This is a genomic window from Tahibacter soli, assembly GCF_025717065.2.
Taxonomy (GTDB): domain Bacteria; phylum Pseudomonadota; class Gammaproteobacteria; order Xanthomonadales; family Rhodanobacteraceae; genus Tahibacter; species Tahibacter soli.
In genome coordinates this window covers 608,291-625,154 of the sequence record NZ_JAOVZO020000003.1, presented here as the reverse complement: position 1 = coordinate 625,154, position 16,864 = coordinate 608,291, and the positions used below count along the sequence as shown (strand labels likewise).

The 16,864-nt window shown below is 68.9% G+C and carries 13 protein-coding genes; 2 read left to right on the top strand and 11 right to left on the bottom strand.

Translation table 11 applies throughout. The features are described 5' to 3' along the window. Positions 1-7: 7 nt before the first annotated feature. The 11 genes from OD750_RS05220 to OD750_RS05170 all read right to left on the bottom strand — a co-directional run bounded on the left by OD750_RS05220 (position 8) and on the right by OD750_RS05170 (position 14,752). A complete protein-coding gene (locus OD750_RS05220) occupies positions 8-511 on the bottom strand; it encodes a hypothetical protein (RefSeq protein WP_263543211.1) in 504 nt (167 codons plus the stop codon). Positions 512-521: 10 nt separating this feature from the next. Beyond that, complete coding sequence (locus OD750_RS05215) at positions 522-1,022, bottom strand: hypothetical protein (protein WP_263543210.1); 501 nt, start codon at positions 1,020-1,022, stop codon at positions 522-524. A 69-nt stretch (positions 1,023-1,091) separates the two neighbouring features. Continuing rightward, entirely contained in the window at positions 1,092-2,129 is a 1,038-nt protein-coding gene (locus tag OD750_RS05210) for a hypothetical protein (protein ID WP_263543209.1), read from the bottom strand. A gap of 10 nt (positions 2,130-2,139) precedes the next feature. Next, complete coding sequence (locus tag OD750_RS05205) at positions 2,140-3,033, bottom strand: hypothetical protein (RefSeq protein WP_263543208.1); 894 nt, start codon at positions 3,031-3,033, stop codon at positions 2,140-2,142. Beyond that, positions 3,030-4,007 (bottom strand): SEL1-like repeat protein, encoded by a 978-nt coding sequence (locus OD750_RS05200; RefSeq protein ID WP_263543207.1) that lies wholly within the window; start codon positions 4,005-4,007, stop codon positions 3,030-3,032. The genes OD750_RS05205 and OD750_RS05200 overlap by 4 nt, the downstream gene beginning before the upstream one ends. 7 nt (positions 4,008-4,014) lie before the next feature. After that, on the bottom strand, positions 4,015-4,941 hold the full coding sequence (locus OD750_RS05195) for a 5'-nucleotidase (RefSeq protein ID WP_263543206.1): 927 nt from the start codon (positions 4,939-4,941) through the stop codon (positions 4,015-4,017). 89 nt (positions 4,942-5,030) lie between these two features. Further along, on the bottom strand, positions 5,031-6,527 hold the full coding sequence (locus tag OD750_RS05190) for a S8 family serine peptidase (RefSeq protein ID WP_263543205.1): 1,497 nt from the start codon (positions 6,525-6,527) through the stop codon (positions 5,031-5,033). Positions 6,528-6,717: 190 nt separating this feature from the next. Continuing rightward, a complete protein-coding gene (locus tag OD750_RS05185; protein WP_263543204.1) occupies positions 6,718-8,214 on the bottom strand; it encodes a S8 family serine peptidase in 1,497 nt (498 codons plus the stop codon). A gap of 152 nt (positions 8,215-8,366) precedes the next feature. After that, the gene (locus tag OD750_RS05180; protein ID WP_263543203.1) at positions 8,367-9,131 is read right to left on the bottom strand and encodes an NAD kinase; all 765 of its coding nucleotides are present in this window, start codon (positions 9,129-9,131) and stop codon (positions 8,367-8,369) included. 136 nt (positions 9,132-9,267) lie between these two features. Beyond that, complete coding sequence (locus tag OD750_RS05175; protein WP_263543202.1) at positions 9,268-14,223, bottom strand: NAD-glutamate dehydrogenase; 4,956 nt, start codon at positions 14,221-14,223, stop codon at positions 9,268-9,270. A 112-nt stretch (positions 14,224-14,335) separates the two neighbouring features. Next, positions 14,336-14,752, bottom strand: a complete 417-nt coding sequence (locus OD750_RS05170; RefSeq protein ID WP_263543201.1) for a hypothetical protein — start codon at positions 14,750-14,752, stop codon at positions 14,336-14,338. Positions 14,753-14,759: 7 nt separating this feature from the next. Here OD750_RS05170 and OD750_RS05165 point away from each other — a divergent pair, with 7 nt between their 5' ends. Together OD750_RS05165 and OD750_RS05160 are read left to right on the top strand one after the other, a co-directional pair. Then, the gene (locus OD750_RS05165; protein WP_263543200.1) at positions 14,760-15,689 is read left to right on the top strand and encodes a TetR/AcrR family transcriptional regulator; all 930 of its coding nucleotides are present in this window, start codon (positions 14,760-14,762) and stop codon (positions 15,687-15,689) included. Next, a complete protein-coding gene (locus OD750_RS05160) occupies positions 15,686-16,855 on the top strand; it encodes an efflux RND transporter periplasmic adaptor subunit (RefSeq protein ID WP_263543199.1) in 1,170 nt (389 codons plus the stop codon). Before OD750_RS05165 ends, OD750_RS05160 begins: the two co-directional genes overlap by 4 nt. The last annotated feature ends 9 nt before the right edge of the window (positions 16,856-16,864 follow it).

The window sequence follows — 16,864 nt, the reverse complement described above, 5'->3', positions numbered from 1 at the left end:
GCCGCGGCTAGAACGGCCCCATCGCCTCGACCATCGCGATCAGCGAGCGCTTCGCCGTCGGGCTTTGCTCCTTGTGCCAGTGCACCAGCAGCTTGTCCGGTCCGGCCGCTTCGAAGCCCGCGGCGATGTCGACTTCCCACGCGCGCGGATCGCCGCAGTAGCCGAAATACGCTTCGCATTCGCCGGCGAAACGCGCAAAGCCGTGGCGCAGCACGTGCACCATCGAGCCGCCGCTCGCGGCGAGCGCGTCGCGGTCGGCGTCGGTCATCGCCGCGTACGCGCGGCCGTCGGTGCAGCAGCCGCCGACGAGCATCACGTTCTGGAAACGGAAGAACTTCGAATACGACAGCGGCACCAGCGCGCCGTCGCCGCGGCGGTAGAACGACACGACGTGGTGCGGCCATTCCGGCAGCGCATGGCCGAACTTGCGCTCGAACAGCGCGCCGAATTCGGCGGTGGCGTCGTCGAGCGCGGTCGTCAGCAGGAAGTGCGGTTTTTGCGAATGGGACATTGCCACTCCGTCAGAACGGCATGAAGCTTTTCGCTTTCGCCGTGAGTTCGTGTTTGCGCCGCGCGGACAGTTCGCGCTGCCAGTGCACGAGCAGGTATTCGACGCCCGTCGGCGCGAAGCCGAGCTTCGGCGTCGTCTCGAGTGCGCGCGCGTCGCCGCAGCAGGTGAAGATCGCGTCGCAGCGCCCGCCCCAGCGCGCGAATCCGTAGCGCAACGTGGCGAGCATCAGCGCGCCGTATTCGTGCAGCGCGGCCTGTTCGCGCTCGCTCATCGCGCGCAGCACCGCGCCGTCGGTCGCAGCGCCCCCGGCGAGAAAGATGTCGCCACAGTCGGTGAAATGCACGTAGCTCGCCGGTACGAACGCGCCGTCGGGCCGTTTCCAGAACGCGACGACGTGGTGCGGAAAATCCGGCGCCGACGTCTTGTACTTGCGTTGGAACAGCGGATCGGCGAACGCCGGGCCGTGCTCGACTTCGGTCACTACGATGAAATCGTCGATGGTGTCGGACATGCGGGTCGAAACGGCCGAGAGAGCGCGATCGTCGCAGAGAACCGCGCCGGCAACAACGCCGGCCGCGCTTCAGGGCTTCGAGGAAGGGCCGCAGCACGCCGCGAACATCGCAAGGCCGCGCTCGCGCGCCTGCGCGATGTCGCCGGATGCGAGCGCGCGCTCGAGATTGACGAGCACGGCGTCGTACATGCGCGCGTCGGGAGAGTCGACCTGCACGTACGCGTAGTAGTACGCGTACGCCGCGAGCGGGTCGGCGTCGAAAACGATACCGAGGCTGTAGGCGTCGCCGTAGGCGCCGAGCGCCGCCGGATCGCCGAGCGCGAGCGCGCGCGACAGGTAGTCGCGCACGCGGGGCACTTCCGCAACGATCTGCGGCGCATGCGGATCGAACGTATCGTAGCCGGCGAACGCGTGGCGCGCGTAGGCCACCATCGCCGCAGTCTCGCCGGCGTCGGCCGCGCGGATCAGCCACGAAAGGCCTGCGCGTCCGTCGACGTTCGCAAGGTCGCCCGGGCCGATGCCCTCGCAGACCGCACGCCGCTCCGCGACGCGTGCGCGTATCGCCTCGAGAATCTCGACCGGCGCGATCGGTGTGCCGTCGAGCGCGGTCGGCGCCGCGTCGACGCTTGCGAGACCGTCGATGACATTGTCTTCAACCGCAGCGTCGCTGATCGGCACGTAGCTGCGACATTCGAGCAGCGCGCGCGCGAGCTGCAACGCGGCCTTGCCGTCGCCGGCGAGCGCGCGCCGTTCGAGTTCCGCGAGGCGTCCGCCGAATGCCGGCGGCGCCGCGGCCGGCGCGGCGGCAACCGGCATGCGCTCGGCGGTTGCCGCGACGGTTCGTGTCGCGGCCGGCCGCGCGACCGGCGCGTCAGCGGCATGCGCGGGCAAAGGCGTTGCGTCTTTCCGCGCCGGCCATGTCGATCCGTCGGCAAACACGAGCCGCGGCGGGCCGTGTATCCACCACGCGAACGGAACGACGATGGCAGCCAGAACGAGCACGACCCGCAGTTCGCGCCAGCTCGACTTCGTGTGCTCGCGTTCGATGAGATGCCGCGTGGAGAAAAGGCGGCGCGACGTTTTTTTCTTCGGATCCCACAACGCCATCGGCCGTCCTCTACGGTGCGCAATGCGCGTAGAGCGCGACGCCGCGGCGCCTGGCTTCGATCAGCGCGAACTCGTCGACCGCTTGCGCTTCCGCGTCGAACATTTCGGTCTTCTGCGCCGAGTTGCCGCCGCGGGGCTGCATCAGAAACGCGGCATGAAGAATGGCCATTCGTTCGACCGGATCGGCCATGCCGAGCACGTCGAACGCGCGGCTTTGCGTGTCGAACACGCCGTCGACGCAGGCCGCGATGTCTTCCCTCGCGAAGCGGCGCGCGACGTCGCGGCGGCGTTCCACCTCGTCGATGTTCGCGATGACGGCGGCCTCGTCCGGGAAGTCGTCGAGCGCCTGCGTGAAGAACATCTCGCGCGCATCCAGGTCGCCGGCGGCGGCGGCCCGCTCGATCCACGCGAACGCGCGGTTGCGTTCTTCGGGCGGTACCGATTCGCAGCGCGCGATCGTATGACGCATGCCGGCAACGAGCACTTCGCGCTGATCGACTTCACCGCCGTCCGGGCGAACCTCCACGAGCTTGCTTTCGCGGGTTTCAAGCCGGCGTATGCGTTTGTCGAGATCGGCCAGTTTGTCCGCGCGGCATTCCTGCAGGGACATGCCGAGATCGACCATCGCCTCGACGTCACCGGCCCCCGCGCGCGCCAGCAAATCGACAAGCGCCTCGGGCGGCTCCGCGAACTTCGGCGCGAACGACGGTGCCGCCGCGGCGACGTCGGGCGCCGGCACGACGGGTGGCGACGGCACGGAATCGATCGTTGCGCGCGACGCGACCGCTTCCGGCACGGCCGGCGGCGTCGCAGCCGGCGGCACGGGCGCGCGCAGCAGCACGGCCGCGGCGACGGCTGCAATGACGGCCGCGCCGGCAAGCGCCGCGATGCGAACCCGCGTCACGATCCGCCGTCCCCGGGCCGGCAGCACGCGGCGTCGATCGCGTCGCCGCGACGGCGCGCGTCGGCGATCTGTTCCGGCGTCAGCTCGGCCGCGTACAGCAGGAGGTCGGTATCGAGCGGGCGCGCGTCGGCGCCGCCGCGGACGCTCGCCTGCCCATAGGCGTAATAGTGCGCATAGGCAAGAAAATGACTTTTGTCGACGATGGCGCCTTCGGCATACGCATCCGCCATGATCCACAGCGCGTCGAGATGACCCGCCTCGATCGCGCGCTCGAGATACCGCAGCGCCTCGCGCTTGCGGTCGCGCACGGCCTGCGGGTCGGCGATCATCGCGCGGCGATCGGCGAAGTCGGCGAACGCGTGCAGGCCGAACGTCGCCATCGCGCCTGCGTCGCCGGCGCGCGCGCCCTGCCGCAGCAGATCGAGCGCGCGGCGACGTTCGTCCGTCGACAGTTCCAGGCCGCTCGCGCCGCGGCAGAGCTTGCGCTGCTCGTCGAGCACGCGCTTGGCCGAGTCGACCGCGGCGTCCAGCGGTATCGATTCGGGCAGCTCGAGCGCCTCCTTGCCGAACCGTGCGATGCCTTCGACGAGGACCGCCTCGACGTCGTCTTCGCCGAGATCGAAAAAGAATTCGCACGAGAGCATCAGCTTGCCGAGCTCGGCCGAAGCACCGACGTCGCCCGCGGCGGTGCGGCGCTCGAGCGCTTCGCGCCGGGCGCGGAAATCGTCGTCCGGCCCGGCCTGCTGCTGCGCCTTCAGGCGCTCGATGGTTTCGCCGAGCGGACCGTCGTCGTGCGCCGCCGCGACCGGCTTGGGCGCCGGTTCGACGGCCTTCGGCAGGCGCACCGGCGCGTCGTCGCGGTCGGGCGCCTGCGGCGGGGCCGATGCGCCGTCGCCGCGCCATGCGCGTTCGCCCGCGACGGCAACGAGCGCAACCAGCGCGATCGCGACGAACGCCCGAATGCCGCGCCTCATGGCGTCGTCAGCGCTCGTTCGACACGCCGTGCGGCACGTGCCCGGTCGCGACGTGCTTTCTCGCCGATTCCACATTGGTGCGCGAATCGTCGAAGAAGATGTCGGCGCCGAACGCTTCGAGGAACGGTCCCTTGTCGCGACCGCCGAGGAACAGCGCCTCGTCGATGCGCACGCCCCACGCGCGCAGCGTGAGAATCACGCGCTTGTGCGCCGGCGCCGAACGCGCGGTGACGAGCGCCGTGCGGATCGGCGAGGCGTCCATCGGAAACGCGCTCTGGATGCGGTGCAGCGCGTCGAGAAAACCGCGGAACGGGCCGCCCGGCAGCGGCCGGCCGGCGTTGTCGGTTTCGTAGCGGTGGAACGCTTCGAGCCCCTGCTCCTGCGACACGCGCTCGGACTCGTCGCCGAACAGCACCGCGTCGCCGTCGAACGCGATGCGCAGCTGCGCCGACGCGAGCGTGGGCGCCTTCGACGGCAGGATCGTGGCAGCGGCGACGCCGGCCGCCAGCGCGTGCGCGACGTCTTCCGGATGCGCCGACAGAAACACGTCGGCGCCGAACGGATGCACGTAGGCGTGCGTCGGCGCGCCGTTCGTGAACGCGGCGCGCTCGATGCCGAGGCCGTGGTGTTCGATCGAATTGAAGATGCGCAGGCCGGTGTCGGCCGAATTGCGCGACAGGAGAATCACCTCGATGCGCGGCGCGTTCGCGCCGATGCGGTTCAGGCGCAGGAGCTTCTGCACGAGCGGGAACGCGATGCCGGGTTCGAGCAGGTCGTTCTCGTGCGCGATCTGGTAGCGGCGATAGGCGTCGATGCCTTCGCGCTCGAACAGCTCGTGGCTTTCGCCGAGGTCGAACAGCGCGCGCGAAGAAATCGCGACGACGAGGCGGTTGTCGACGGAATCGGTCTTGGGAGTCGGCGTGGGGTCTTTCATTGCGGCAACCTGAGCCGCATCCGGTCGGCTCGCGCCGCAAGTGTAGCCTGCCCCGCGCGACGCGGGGCAGGCGTTTCGTCACGACACGGTCACTCGCCGGCGGCGTCCTGCGCGAACAGCAGCGCGGCCTGTTGATACGCCGCGTACACGTCGATGCGGCCGTCGCCCTGCACCGGATTCGGGAAGCTCGTCGCCGGAATGCCGCCGCAGACCTGCGTGCTGGAAATGTGCACGGCGCTCGCGCGCAACAGATCGGCGATCTGCTCGGGCTGCCCGCGCAGCGCCGGATACGCCGAGATCAGCAGCGCCGCGGCACCGGCGACGTGCGGACCGGCCATGCTCGTGCCGCTCATCGAACCGTAGCTGCCGTTCTTGAGCGCCGAGCGCACGTTCGAACCCGGCGCGACGGCGTCGGGCTTGTTGAACGCCGCGCCCGATACCGGACCGCGGCTGGAGAACGACGACATCGCATCGGTCGACGTCGTCGAGCCGATGGTGAACGACTTGGCGTAGATCGCCGGCGGATCGACGAGCGAACCGCAGCCCGATCCGTCGTTGCCGGCCGATACGACGAAGAAGATGCCGCCGTCGACGAGCGCGTTGACCGCCGACTGCAGGATCGACTTCGGCGTGCAGCCTTCGCTCGTCGGACAGCCCCACGAGTTGTTGATGATGTCCGGCGCCTTCGACGGATCGGGACTGCCGCCGGCGAGGTTGGTCGGCGCGAGGAACCACTGCATGCACTCGGTATACGTCGCCGGCGTGCCGGCGCCCGAGTTCATGTTGCGGCAGGCGATCCATTTCGCGTCGGGCGCGACGCCGATCTGGTTCGAGCCGGCCGCGCCGACGATCGTGCCGACCGTGTGCGTGCCGTGGTTGTGGTCGTCGCAAGGCACCGTGGAATTCGCCGGGCACGACGCGATGCCGCCGCTGTGCACCGAATCGTGCCAGTTGTAGTTGTGGTTCGCGGTCGTGCCGTTCCAGCCGCGGTACTTGGCCTTGAGCGCCGCGTGGTCCCAGCGCACGCCGGTATCCTGTCCCGCGACGACGACGCCCGCGCCGCGGAAGCCCGCGGCCCACACCTGCGGCGCGCGGATCTTGTTGACGCCCCATTCGATCGCGAGCACGGCTTCGGTCACCGGGCCGGCGTCGCGTTCGGGTTGCGGCAGCCGTTCGACGAGCGGCGTGTTCGCATAGACGTAGTTCACGTCGCTGCGTTGCGAGACGCGCCTCAACACGTCCGGCCGCGCGCGTACCCACAGCGTGTTGTTGATCCAGAACGACTGGAACTGCGCGCCTTCGGCCTTGAGCTGGTCGACGAGGTCGGCCTGGCTGTGTTTCGCATGGGCCGTCAGCATCGTGATCCAGGCGCGGCGGCGCACGACCGGGTCGGCGCCGCGATCGAGCAGCAGCGCGTCGGCACGATGGTTCATTTCGATCATGGCTCCGACCGGAACGGCCCTGCCGCGCGCGGCGACGGCCTGGTCGAGCGCCGGGTCGAGCTTCGGCCAGGCGGCCCAGGCCGGCGCGACGGCGCAGGCGAGCGCCAGGGCAAGCGTGCGTACGACGAGATTGCGAGCGTGCATCGGTAATCCCTCCAGGTCGGCGAACACGAAAAACGCGGATCGTCGATCCGCGAGCCTTTCGATCGCCGCCCTGAAGCACCCGCAGCGGGCGCCGGCGATTCTGCGTCGCCGACTATAGCGCGCCAAGCCTGCGCGCACTATTCCACTACCGACAAAAAATACCTGTCAGAATTGTAAAAACGCAAAAACGTCAGGGCTCGAAGCCGTCCTCGTAAATCGCGTCGGAAGCGGCGATGGCGGCCTGCACGGCCGCGTAGGCGTCGATGCGGCCGTAGCCCTGCACGGGATTGGGGAACGTGGTCGCCGCCACGCCGCCGCAGACCTGGGTGCTGGTGATGTGCACCGACGTCGCGCGCAGAATCGCCGCGATCTGGTCGGGATGGCCGCGCAGCGAGGGCGCCGCCGACAGCACGAGCGCCGCGGCGCCCGCGACGTGCGGGCCCGCCATGCTGGTGCCGCTCTTGGCGCCGTAGCCGTTGCCCGGAACGCTCGAGCGCACGTTCGAACCGGGCGCCGATACGTCGGGCTTGTCGGCTACGCCCGCGACCGGGCCGCGGCTGGAGAAGCTCGACATCGCGTCGGTCGACGTGGTTGAGCCCACGACGAACGACTTGGCGTAGATCGCCGGCGGATCGGTGATCGTCGAGCACGACGAGCCGCCGTTGCCGGCCGAGGCGACGAAGAAGATGCCGCCGTCCACGAGCGCATCGACGGCCGACTGCAGGATCGTCGTCGGCGTGCAGTTTTCGCCGGTCGGCGGCGGCGCCTCGGGGCAGCCCCACGAATTGTTGATGACGTCGGGCGCCTTCGCCGGGTCGGGATTGCCGCCGGCAAGATCGGTCGGCGCGAGCAGCCACTGCATGCAGTCGATGTAGGTTTGCGGCGTGCCGGTGCCCGAATTCATGTTGCGGCAGCCGATCCATCGCGCGTCGGGCGCCACGCCGATCTGGTTGGCGCCGTCGGCACCCACGATCGTGCCCATCGTGTGGGTGCCGTGGCTGTTGTCGTCGCACGGCGCCGGCGAATTCGCCGGGCACGTCGCGACGCCGCCCGAATGGATGCCGTCGTGCCAGTTGTAGTTGTGGTCGGCGGTCGCGCCGTTCCAGCCGCGGTACTTGGCCTTCAGCGCCGGATGATCCCACTGGTAGCCGGTGTCCTGCCCCGACACGACGACGCCCTGCCCCGTGAAGCCGGCGGCCCAGACTTCAGGCGCGCGGATCTTCGCCACGCCCCATTCGACCGCGAGCGCGGCCTCGTTCGACGGCGCGCCTTCGAGCGGGGGCAGCGACTGGCGCATCGGCGCGTTGGCGTAGACGGCGGCGACGTCGTCGCGCTGCGCGATCGCCGCGATCGTCGCCGCGTCGGCGCGCACCCAGACAGTGTTGTTGATCCAGTACGCGCGATGCTCGACGCCGTCGTCGCGAAGACGCGCCAGCAGCGCCGACTGCGAGCGCTCGGCGGTGGCGCGCAGCATCGCGATCCAGGCGGTGCGCCGTGCGACGACGTCGGCGTTGGGGTCGACGAGCGCCGGAACGGCGCGGTCGTCGAACGCGACGATCGCCTCGACGGTGCCGCCGGCCGCGAGGGCGCGCGCGAGCGGCGGGTCGATCGCGGCGGCGGACGCGCCGAAACTCGCGCAGGCGATGGCGAGCGGCGTTAGGCGCAACAGGGTCGTGGCAAGGCGCATCGGCGTTTCCGGCAGAGATCAGCGACCGACTTTAGCGCAATTTTCGCAACGCCACACCGAACAAATCGCGTCGTCCGTGACAACCTGGTGGGCGCTGGCGCGACGGACGGCAGCTACCGGTCCGATCGGCACGGCTCGCGGTGTACCGTCCCTCAAATCTCGAACTGCTCGTTCAAGATGCGGTCCTCGAGATTGTGTTCGGGATCGAACAGAAGGCTCACCGTGCGCTCGCACGATTCCCGTACGGTCACCTCGACGATGTCGCGCACCTCGTACGAATCGGCGGTCGCGCTGACCGGCCGCTTGTACGGGTCGAGAATCTCGAATTTCACTTCGGTCGTCGCGGGCAGGATCGCGCCGCGCCAGCGGCGCGGGCGGAACGGGCTGATCGGCGTCATCGCCAGCACGTTCGTGCCGAGCGGCAGGATCGGCCCGTGCGCCGACAGGTTGTACGCGGTGGAACCGGCCGGCGTCGACACGAGGATGCCGTCGCAGACGAGTTCTTCGAGCTTCGTCGCGCCGTTGAGCGACACGCGCACGTGCGCGGCCTGCTTCGTCTGGCGCAGCAGAGACACCTCGTTGAACGCAAGCGCGGTGACGCTCGAACCCGATTCGGTCTGCACGTCCATCACGAGCGGACGCAGCATCGTCGGCACCGCGCGCGCAACGCGATCGGCGAGCTCGTCGGGACGGTACTGGTTCATCAGAAACCCGACCGAACCGAGCTTCATGCCGTACACCGGCAGGGCGCGCGCATGGTGGCGGTGCAGCGTCTGCAGCATGAAGCCGTCGCCGCCGAGCGCAACGATCACTTCCGCCTCGTCGATCGGCGTCTCGCCGTAGCGTTCTCGCATCAGCGCAAGCGCGGCCTGGGCGTCTTCGGTCTTGCTGGCGGCGAAATGGACCCGCTGGTTCATGGCGACGAAAGCTCGGCTGGCCGGGGGCCGAGTGTATCCGACGCGGACCGATCGGCAATGACGCATCGCGCGCTCGTTGCCGCGGCGTCGCCCGGCCGTTGCGGCCGGGCGACGTTTTCACATTACCGCATGGCGCTCAGCGCGCGCCGGCCTGCACCAGCTGCGCGAGGCGGCGCACCGCGACCGACACGATCGGATAGTCGGTGATCACCTGCGTGCGCATGTCGGCGAACATGCCGAGCGTGAACTTCAGCGACTGATCGTCGCGGTTGAGCCACGCGTCGACGAGCTCGCCGCCCTTCGCCTTGCCGCCCTTGGCCAGCACTTGCGCCGCGAGCGCGCGATGCTGCACGTACAGTTCGTCGCGCAGCGAACCGCGCGCGTGCGCGTGCCAGCGGCTCTCGACCGCGAGCTCCTCGATCTTGCCCATCAGCCACTTCAGGTGCAGCGCCTCGCCGAGCGAATAGTACACTTCGGCAACTTGCGCAATCTTCAACTTCGACTCTTCGCCGACGTGGATGATGTCGAGCGCCGAACCGAGCGCCGGCACGCCGGCGAGCTGTTCGGCGAGGCCGGCCGGAAAGCCCTGGCCGATCCAGCGCTCGCGCGCCGCTTCGTACGTCGCGCGTTCGGTCGGCGAGATCACGTCCTTGAGCGACTTCTTGAGCTCGAGCATGCCCGGCTCGTAGCGCGCCACGGCCTTGGCGATGTCGAGCGACTCGCCGGGGTGGTTGAGCAGCCAGCGCGTCATGTTGCGCAACAGCTGCCAGATCACCAGCAGCGCGTCGATCTGCGCGTTGCCGTTGACCTTGCCGTCGAGCGCTTCGATCTCGCTCCACAGCGCGCGCGCGTCGAGCACTTCGCGCGCGATCGTGTACGCCTTGGCGACCGGCGCCGGCGCCTGCCCCGTGTCCTCCTGCATGCGCAGCACGAACGTCGCGCCCATGCGGTTGATCATCGAGTTCGTCACCGCCGTGGCGATGATCTCGCGTTTCAGGCGATGCCGCTCCATGTGCTCGGCGTACTTCGTCTGCAGCGGGCCCGGGAAGTAGCGCTTGAGTTCGCGCGACAGGTACGCGTCTTCGGGCACGTCCGAATCGAGCAGTTGCTGGAACAGCACGATCTTGGAGTACGACAGGAGGATCGACAGCTCCGGACGCGTCAGGCCCAGGCCGCGCGCCTTGCGCTCGGCGAATTCGGCGTCGCTCGGCAGGTATTCGAGCTGGCGGTCGAGCAGCCCCTGCGATTCGAGCGTGCGCACGAAATGCTGCTTGGCGCCCAGGCGGCTGACCGACATGCGCTCCATCACGCTGATCGCCTGGTTCTGGCGGTAGTTGTCGATCAGCACCAGACGCTCGACTTCGTCGGTCATGTCGGCGAGCAGCTTGTTGCGCGCCTCGAGCGTCAGCTCGTCGCGCTTGACCGCGTCGCCGAGCAGAATCTTGATGTTGACCTCGTGGTCGGACGTGTCGACGCCGGCCGAGTTGTCGATGAAGTCGGTATTGAGCAGCACGCCGTTCAACGCAGCCTCGATACGGCCGCGCTGCGTCATGCCGAGGTTGCCGCCTTCGCCGACGAGCTTTGCGCGCAGTTCGCTGCCGTTGATGCGCAGCGCGTTGTTCGCGCGGTCGCCGACTTCGGCGTTCGTTTCGCCCTCCGATTTCACGTACGTGCCGATGCCGCCGTTCCACAACAGGTCGACCGGCGCCTTCAGGATCGCGCGCATCAGGTCGTTCGGCGGCAGCGAGTCGGCGTCGCCCTCGATGCCGAGCGCCGCGCGCACTTCGCGCGATACCGGAATCGTCTTCGCGCCGCGCGGATAGATGCCGCCGCCGGCCGAAATGAGCTTCGTGTCGTAGTCGGCCCACGACGAGCGCGGCAGCGCGAACATGCGCTCGCGCTCGACGAACGACGTCGCGGCATCGGGGTTCGGGTCGAGGAAGATGTGGCGGTGGTCGAACGCGGCGAGCAGGCGGATGTGCCTGGACAGCAGCATGCCGTTGCCGAACACGTCGCCGGACATGTCGCCGATGCCGACGCAGGTGAAGTCTTCGCTCTGGCTGTCGCGGCCGAGCGCGCGGAAGTGGCGCTTGACCGACTCCCAGCCGCCCTTCGCCGTGATGCCCATGCCCTTGTGGTCGTAGCCGACCGAGCCGCCCGACGCGAACGCGTCGTCGAGCCAGAAGCCGTGATCGGCGGAAATGGAATTGGCGATATCGGAAAAAGTGGCCGTGCCCTTGTCCGCGGCGACGACGAGATACGGATCGTCCGCGTCATGGCGCACGACGTTCTGCGGATGCACCACCTTGCCGTCGACGAGGTTGTCGGTGATGTCGAGCAGGCCGTTGATGAACATGCGATAGCACGCGATGCCTTCGGCGAACACGGCGTCGCGGTCGCCGCCGGCCGGCGGACGCTTGACGAAGAAGCCGCCCTTCGCGCCGACCGGCACGATCACGGTGTTCTTGACCATCTGCGCCTTGACGAGGCCGAGCACTTCGGTGCGGAAGTCTTCGCGGCGGTCGGACCAGCGCAGGCCGCCGCGCGCGACCGGACCGAAGCGCAGATGCACGCCTTCCACGCGCGGCGAGTACACGAAGATTTCGCGGTACGGACGCGGCTTGGGCAGGTCGGGCACCTGGGCCGGATCGAACTTGAAGCTGATGTAGTCCTTCGGCTTGCCGCCGGCGGTCTGGTAGTAGCCGGTGCGCAGCGTCGCGCGGATCACGGCCATGAAGCTGCGCAGGATGCGGTCTTCGTCGAGGCTCGCGACGCGGTCGAGCAGCACGCGGATCGTCGCGATCGTGGCTTCGGCCTGCGCGTCGCGCGATTCGCCGCGCGAGGCGTACAGCGCGTCGAACGTCGCGGCGCTCGTCGTGCGCACGTCTTCGGGGACGAGCGCTTCGAGCTCCTTGGCGAGGCGCTTCTTCGCGTGATCGAGCGCGGCCTTCGACAGATTCTCGCGCGCGGGGTCGAACTTGATTTCGAACAGCTCGACGAGCAGGCCCGCGATCGCCGGATAGTGATTGAGCGTTTCTTCCATGTACGCCTGCGAGAACGGCACGCCGGTCTGCAGGAGGTACTTGCAGTAGCCGCGCAGCATCGCGACCTGGCGCCATTCCATCTGAGCGCCGAGGATCAGCTTGTTGAAGCCGTCGTTCTCGGCCTGGCCGCGCCAGATGCGCTCGAACGCGTTCTGGAACGCGTCGCGAATTTCGTCGATGTCGAACTCGCAGCGCGCGGCCGGCTGCACGTCGAAGTCCTGGATCGCGATCGTCGATTCGCCGAGATCCATTTCGTACGGGTGCTCGGAGATGATGCGCAGGCCCATGTTCTCGAGCATCGGCAGCGCTTCGGACAGCGTGATCGGCGTGCCGTAGCGGAACAGCTTGAAGCGCAGGCCCTCGCCCTTCTTGCGCGAGCGGTACAGCGACAGGCGGATGTCGTCCTGGCCGCGCAGGCTGGCGGCGGCTTCGACGTCGCCGACGGCGACGTGCGGCGTCACTTCCTCGATGTACGAGGCGGGCAGCGCGCGGCCGTAGCGGTTGGCGAGCTTGATGCCCTTGTCTTCGCCGTGCTTCTGCACGAGCGCGTCGCGCAGTTCGTCGGCCCAGTTGCGCACGAGCGCGGCGAGCTTCTGCTCGATCTCGGCGACGTCGTAGCGCGGCTTCTCGCCGGCCTTCGGGCGAATCACGAGGTGCAGGCGCGCGAGCGCCGATTCGCCGACCTGCGCGGTCGAGTCGACGCGATCGCCGTGCAGCGTGCGCTTCAACATTTCCTCGATGCGCTTCTGCGTCGCGGCGTCGAAGCGGTCGCGCGGAATGAACACGAGGCACGAGAAGAAGCGGCCGTACTTGTCGCGGCGCACGAACAGGCGCGTACGCGTACGTTCCTGCAGCGACAGGATGCCGGTCGCGGTCGCGTAGAGTTCGTCCTCGGTCGCCTGGAACAGCTCGTCGCGCGGCAGGGTTTCGAGGATGTGGCGCAGCGCCTTGCCCGAGTGCGACTCGCGGCGCAGGCCCGAACGCGTCATCACCGACTCGAACTTCTGGCGCACGAGCGGCACGTCCTGCGGGCGGCGCATGTACGCGCCCGACGTGAACAGGCCCAGGAAGCGCTGCTCGGTCACCGGCACGCCGGCGTCGTTGAAGCCGAGCACGCTGATGTAGTCCATGTAGCCCGGACGATGCACGGTCGCGCGCGAATTCGTCTTGGTCAGGATGATCGCGTCCATCGAGCCCGACTGCGGCAGGTCGCGCGCGGCGAGCGTCTTGAGCGGACGCGGCCCGGCATGGTCGTCGCCGCGCAGGATGCCGAGGCCGGAACCCGCGACCGTCGCCAGCACGTCTTCGCCGCCATGCCGGTCGACCGCGTACTCGCGATAACCCAGGAAAGTGAAATGGTCTTCCGCGACGAAGCGCAGGAATTCCTGCGCCTCGGCGACGCCGGCCGCGTCGACCGGCAGCTTGCGCGTGGCGAGGTCGTCGGCGAGCGCGAGCATCTTGCCGCGCATCGACTGCCAGTCGCCGACGGCGCAGCGCACGTCGTTGAGCGCGCGCGCCACGCTGTCGCGCACGCGCTTGATTTCTTCGGCCTCCGCGATTCGCGTGATCTCGAAATGCATCACCGATTCGCTGCGGCCCTTGCCGCCGTCGCCGTCGACGGCGAGCGACAGCACGTGGCCGCCGGCGTCGCGTTCGACCGTGAACACCGGATGCACGATCGCGTGCACGAGGAGGCCCGCGGCGTTGATCGCCATGCCGACGGAGTCGACGAGGAACGGCGAATCGTCGGTGCACACTTCGAGCACGCTGTGGGTCGATTCGTAGCCGTGTTCGTCGAGCGTCGGATTGAACACGCGCACGTTCGGCTGTCCGGCCTTGCGCACGCGCACGAAGTCGAGCATGTCCTGCGCCATCGCCGCCCACTGCGCCGCCGGCCGGGCCGCGAGATCCTCGGCGCCGACGCGCTTCAAGAGGTGTGAGGCGAAGGTCTGCGCCTCCTTCAGACGCGCCGAAGTCAGTTTGGTCTTGAGTTCCGTCAGCACGGCCTCGACGGCCGGCGCCTGCGCAATCTCGCTCTTGGCGGACATGAGCTTCCCTGGAAGCGGTGTAGGAAGCGCGGAAGGATACGCTTCGCCTTACGTCGAATCCAGACGAAAACCTCGGAGAAACGGACGTTTAAGCTCGTACCACCGGTGTCGTTCAGCGTCGGCCGCGCCGGCAGTCGAGGTGCACGGCGCCGAGATTGAAGCTCAGTTCCTCCGAGCGTTCGAGACGAAAACGAAACTCGCGCTCGAACGGCTCGCAACCCTCCCGCTCGACGGTGACGACGAACGCCGACAGCGACGCGCCTTCGCCGGCCACTTCGTCGCGGCCCCACTCGTGCGCGACCGAAAAGCGGAACCGCGCGTTGGTGCGCACGTTCGCGTGACCGAACGCCTCGCGCCGGCGCGCGCGCGAGTTGTCGAGATCGCCCGCATCGACGAGCGTCACGTCGGCGTCGCCGCCGTCGCAGGCCGGCGCGCATTCGATCGCACCGCGCAGCGTGAACACGGCGCGATGTTCGGCATGCGCGAGCCAGCCCGGCGCGGCGGCGCCGGGGCCGGCAGAAAACAGCATCACGACAATGGCCAACGGTCTGAGCATGCGATCGGAACGGCAGCGGCGGCGGCGCGAATCGTCGCGCGAGCGGGCCGCGCGGCACAACACCATGAGGCCGCTTCGGACTGAAGCGAACCTAAACAAACCTTCACGACTTTCGTCGACACGGGTTGTTCATTGTCGCGGTGCGTCATTTAGAATGCGCGCCATTACTGTACTGGACGGTCCAGTCTCACCCATGCAGGAAACGACCAACCGCTCCCCCGCCGACCGGCGCCAGCAGCGCATGCGCGACGCCGCGATCGAGCTGCTGTTCGAAATGGGCTATGCCGTGAGCATGGACGCCGTGGCGCAGCGCGCCGGCTGTTCCAAGCAGACGGTGTATCGCCATTTCGGCAGCAAGGAAGGGCTGTTCCGCAGCGTCGTCAACGACGTCGCCGCGCCGATCGGCGCGTCGCTCGAGGACGGCGGCACCGATTTCGCGTCGGCGCTGCGCGCCTTCGCGCTCGCCCACCAGGAACACCTCGCGCAGCCGCGGACGATCGCCGCCGTGCGTATGTTCTCGGCCGACCTCGCGCGTTATCCCGACGATGCGCGCGCCTTGTTCGAAGCCGGTTTCGAGTCGATGCGAACGCGGCTCGCCGCGAGCTTCGCCCGTGCCATGGAGCGCGGCGAACTCGTCCGCGACGATCCGTCGGCGCTCGCCGAAATGCTGCTCGGCATGCTGGTCGGGTTCGACGTCGACCGCCGCCGCGTCGGCCTGCCGGGGCGCGATACGGCTCGGGCGCGGCAGGCGTGGGTCGATCGTGTCGTCACGGCCTTTTTGCGGGCTCACGGCAACGATTCGTCAACGGCCGGCGGCGATCGCGGGCCGGCCGGCGCACACTCGGCAACACCCGGTCCGGCCGCCGGACACAACGATAAAAATTCAACCGTTCCAAGGACGTCACCATGAAACTACCGCGTCTTGCCCTCGCCGCCGCCGCGACGCTCGCCGTCGCCGCCTGCAACAAGCAGCAGGCCGCCCCGGCCGCCCCGCCGCCGCCCGAAGTCGGCGTGATCAGCGTGAAGGCCTCGAGCGTGCCGCTGACACGCGAATTCGTCGGCCGCCTCGCCGCGACGCGCACCGCCGAGGTTCGCGCACGCGTGCCGGGCATCGTCGAGCGTCGCCTCTACACCGAAGGCAGCGACGTCGCCGCCGGCCAGCCGCTGTTCCAGATAGATCCGGCGCAGCTGAAGGCAGCGCTCAACGCAAGCCAGGCCTCGCTCGTTCAAGCGCGCGCGAACGCCGCGAACGCCGATGCGAAGGCCAAGCGCTACCAGGATCTCGCGGCCCGGGGCGTGCTCGCCAAGCAGGATCTCGACGACGCGATCGCCGCGCAGCGCACGGCCGACGCGAGCGTCAAGGCCGCGCAGGCGAACGTCGAAACCTCGCGGCTGAACCTCGGCTACGCGTCGGTCGTCGCGCCGATCGCCGGCCGCGCGGGCCGCGCGCTGGTGACCGAGGGCGCGCTGGTCGGCCAGGGCGAAGTCACGCCGCTGACGCTGGTCGAACAGATCGATCCGATCTACGCCGACTTCAGCCAGTCGGCCGCCGAAACGGCCGACCTGCGCCGCGCGCAGGCCGCCGGCAAACTCAAGCTCGCCGCGTCCGACCAGGTGGAAGTGCAGCTCGCGCTGCCCGACGGCACGCCGTACGGTGAGAGCGGCACGCTGAGCTTCTCCGATCTCGCGGTCGACGCGACGACCGGCACCGTGTCGCTGCGCGCGACGTTCCCGAACGGCGAGCGCACGCTGCTGCCGGGCATGTTCGTCAAGGTCAAGCTCGTGCAGGGCGAACTCGCCAAGGCGTTCGTCGTGCCGCAGAAGTCGGTGCTGCGCGACGCGAAGGGCGCCTACGTGATGGCCGTCGGCGACGGCGAGAAGGCGCAGCAGAAACACGTCACGCTCGGCGAGATGCGCGGCGCCGACTGGATCGTCACCGACGGCCTCGCCGACGGCGATCGCGTGATCGTCACCGGCCTGCCGAAGGCGGCGCCGGACAAGCCGGTCAAGGCCACGCCGCAGGAAGAACTCGACAAGGCACAAGCCGCCCCGCCGGCAGCGGCGCCGAAGGCGTAAGGAGAGCGT

Excerpts from the sequence above, each read along its gene's own strand:
- OD750_RS05220 (WP_263543211.1), bottom strand. The coding sequence starts at position 511 with ATGTCCCATTCGCAAAAACCGCACTTCCTGCTGACGACCGCGCTCGAC.
- OD750_RS05215 (WP_263543210.1), bottom strand. The coding sequence starts at position 1,022 with ATGTCCGACACCATCGACGATTTCATCGTAGTGACCGAAGTCGAGCAC.
- OD750_RS05210 (WP_263543209.1), bottom strand. The coding sequence starts at position 2,129 with ATGGCGTTGTGGGATCCGAAGAAAAAAACGTCGCGCCGCCTTTTCTCC.
- OD750_RS05200 (WP_263543207.1), bottom strand. The coding sequence starts at position 4,007 with ATGAGGCGCGGCATTCGGGCGTTCGTCGCGATCGCGCTGGTTGCGCTC.
- OD750_RS05195 (WP_263543206.1), bottom strand. The coding sequence starts at position 4,941 with ATGAAAGACCCCACGCCGACTCCCAAGACCGATTCCGTCGACAACCGC.
- OD750_RS05190 (WP_263543205.1), bottom strand. The coding sequence starts at position 6,527 with ATGCACGCTCGCAATCTCGTCGTACGCACGCTTGCCCTGGCGCTCGCC.
- OD750_RS05185 (WP_263543204.1), bottom strand. The coding sequence starts at position 8,214 with ATGCGCCTTGCCACGACCCTGTTGCGCCTAACGCCGCTCGCCATCGCC.
- OD750_RS05180 (WP_263543203.1), bottom strand. The coding sequence starts at position 9,131 with ATGAACCAGCGGGTCCATTTCGCCGCCAGCAAGACCGAAGACGCCCAG.
- OD750_RS05175 (WP_263543202.1), bottom strand. The coding sequence starts at position 14,223 with ATGTCCGCCAAGAGCGAGATTGCGCAGGCGCCGGCCGTCGAGGCCGTG.
- OD750_RS05170 (WP_263543201.1), bottom strand. The coding sequence starts at position 14,752 with ATGCTGTTTTCTGCCGGCCCCGGCGCCGCCGCGCCGGGCTGGCTCGCG.
- OD750_RS05165 (WP_263543200.1), top strand. The coding sequence starts at position 14,760 with ATGGCCAACGGTCTGAGCATGCGATCGGAACGGCAGCGGCGGCGGCGC.
- OD750_RS05160 (WP_263543199.1), top strand. The coding sequence starts at position 15,686 with ATGAAACTACCGCGTCTTGCCCTCGCCGCCGCCGCGACGCTCGCCGTC.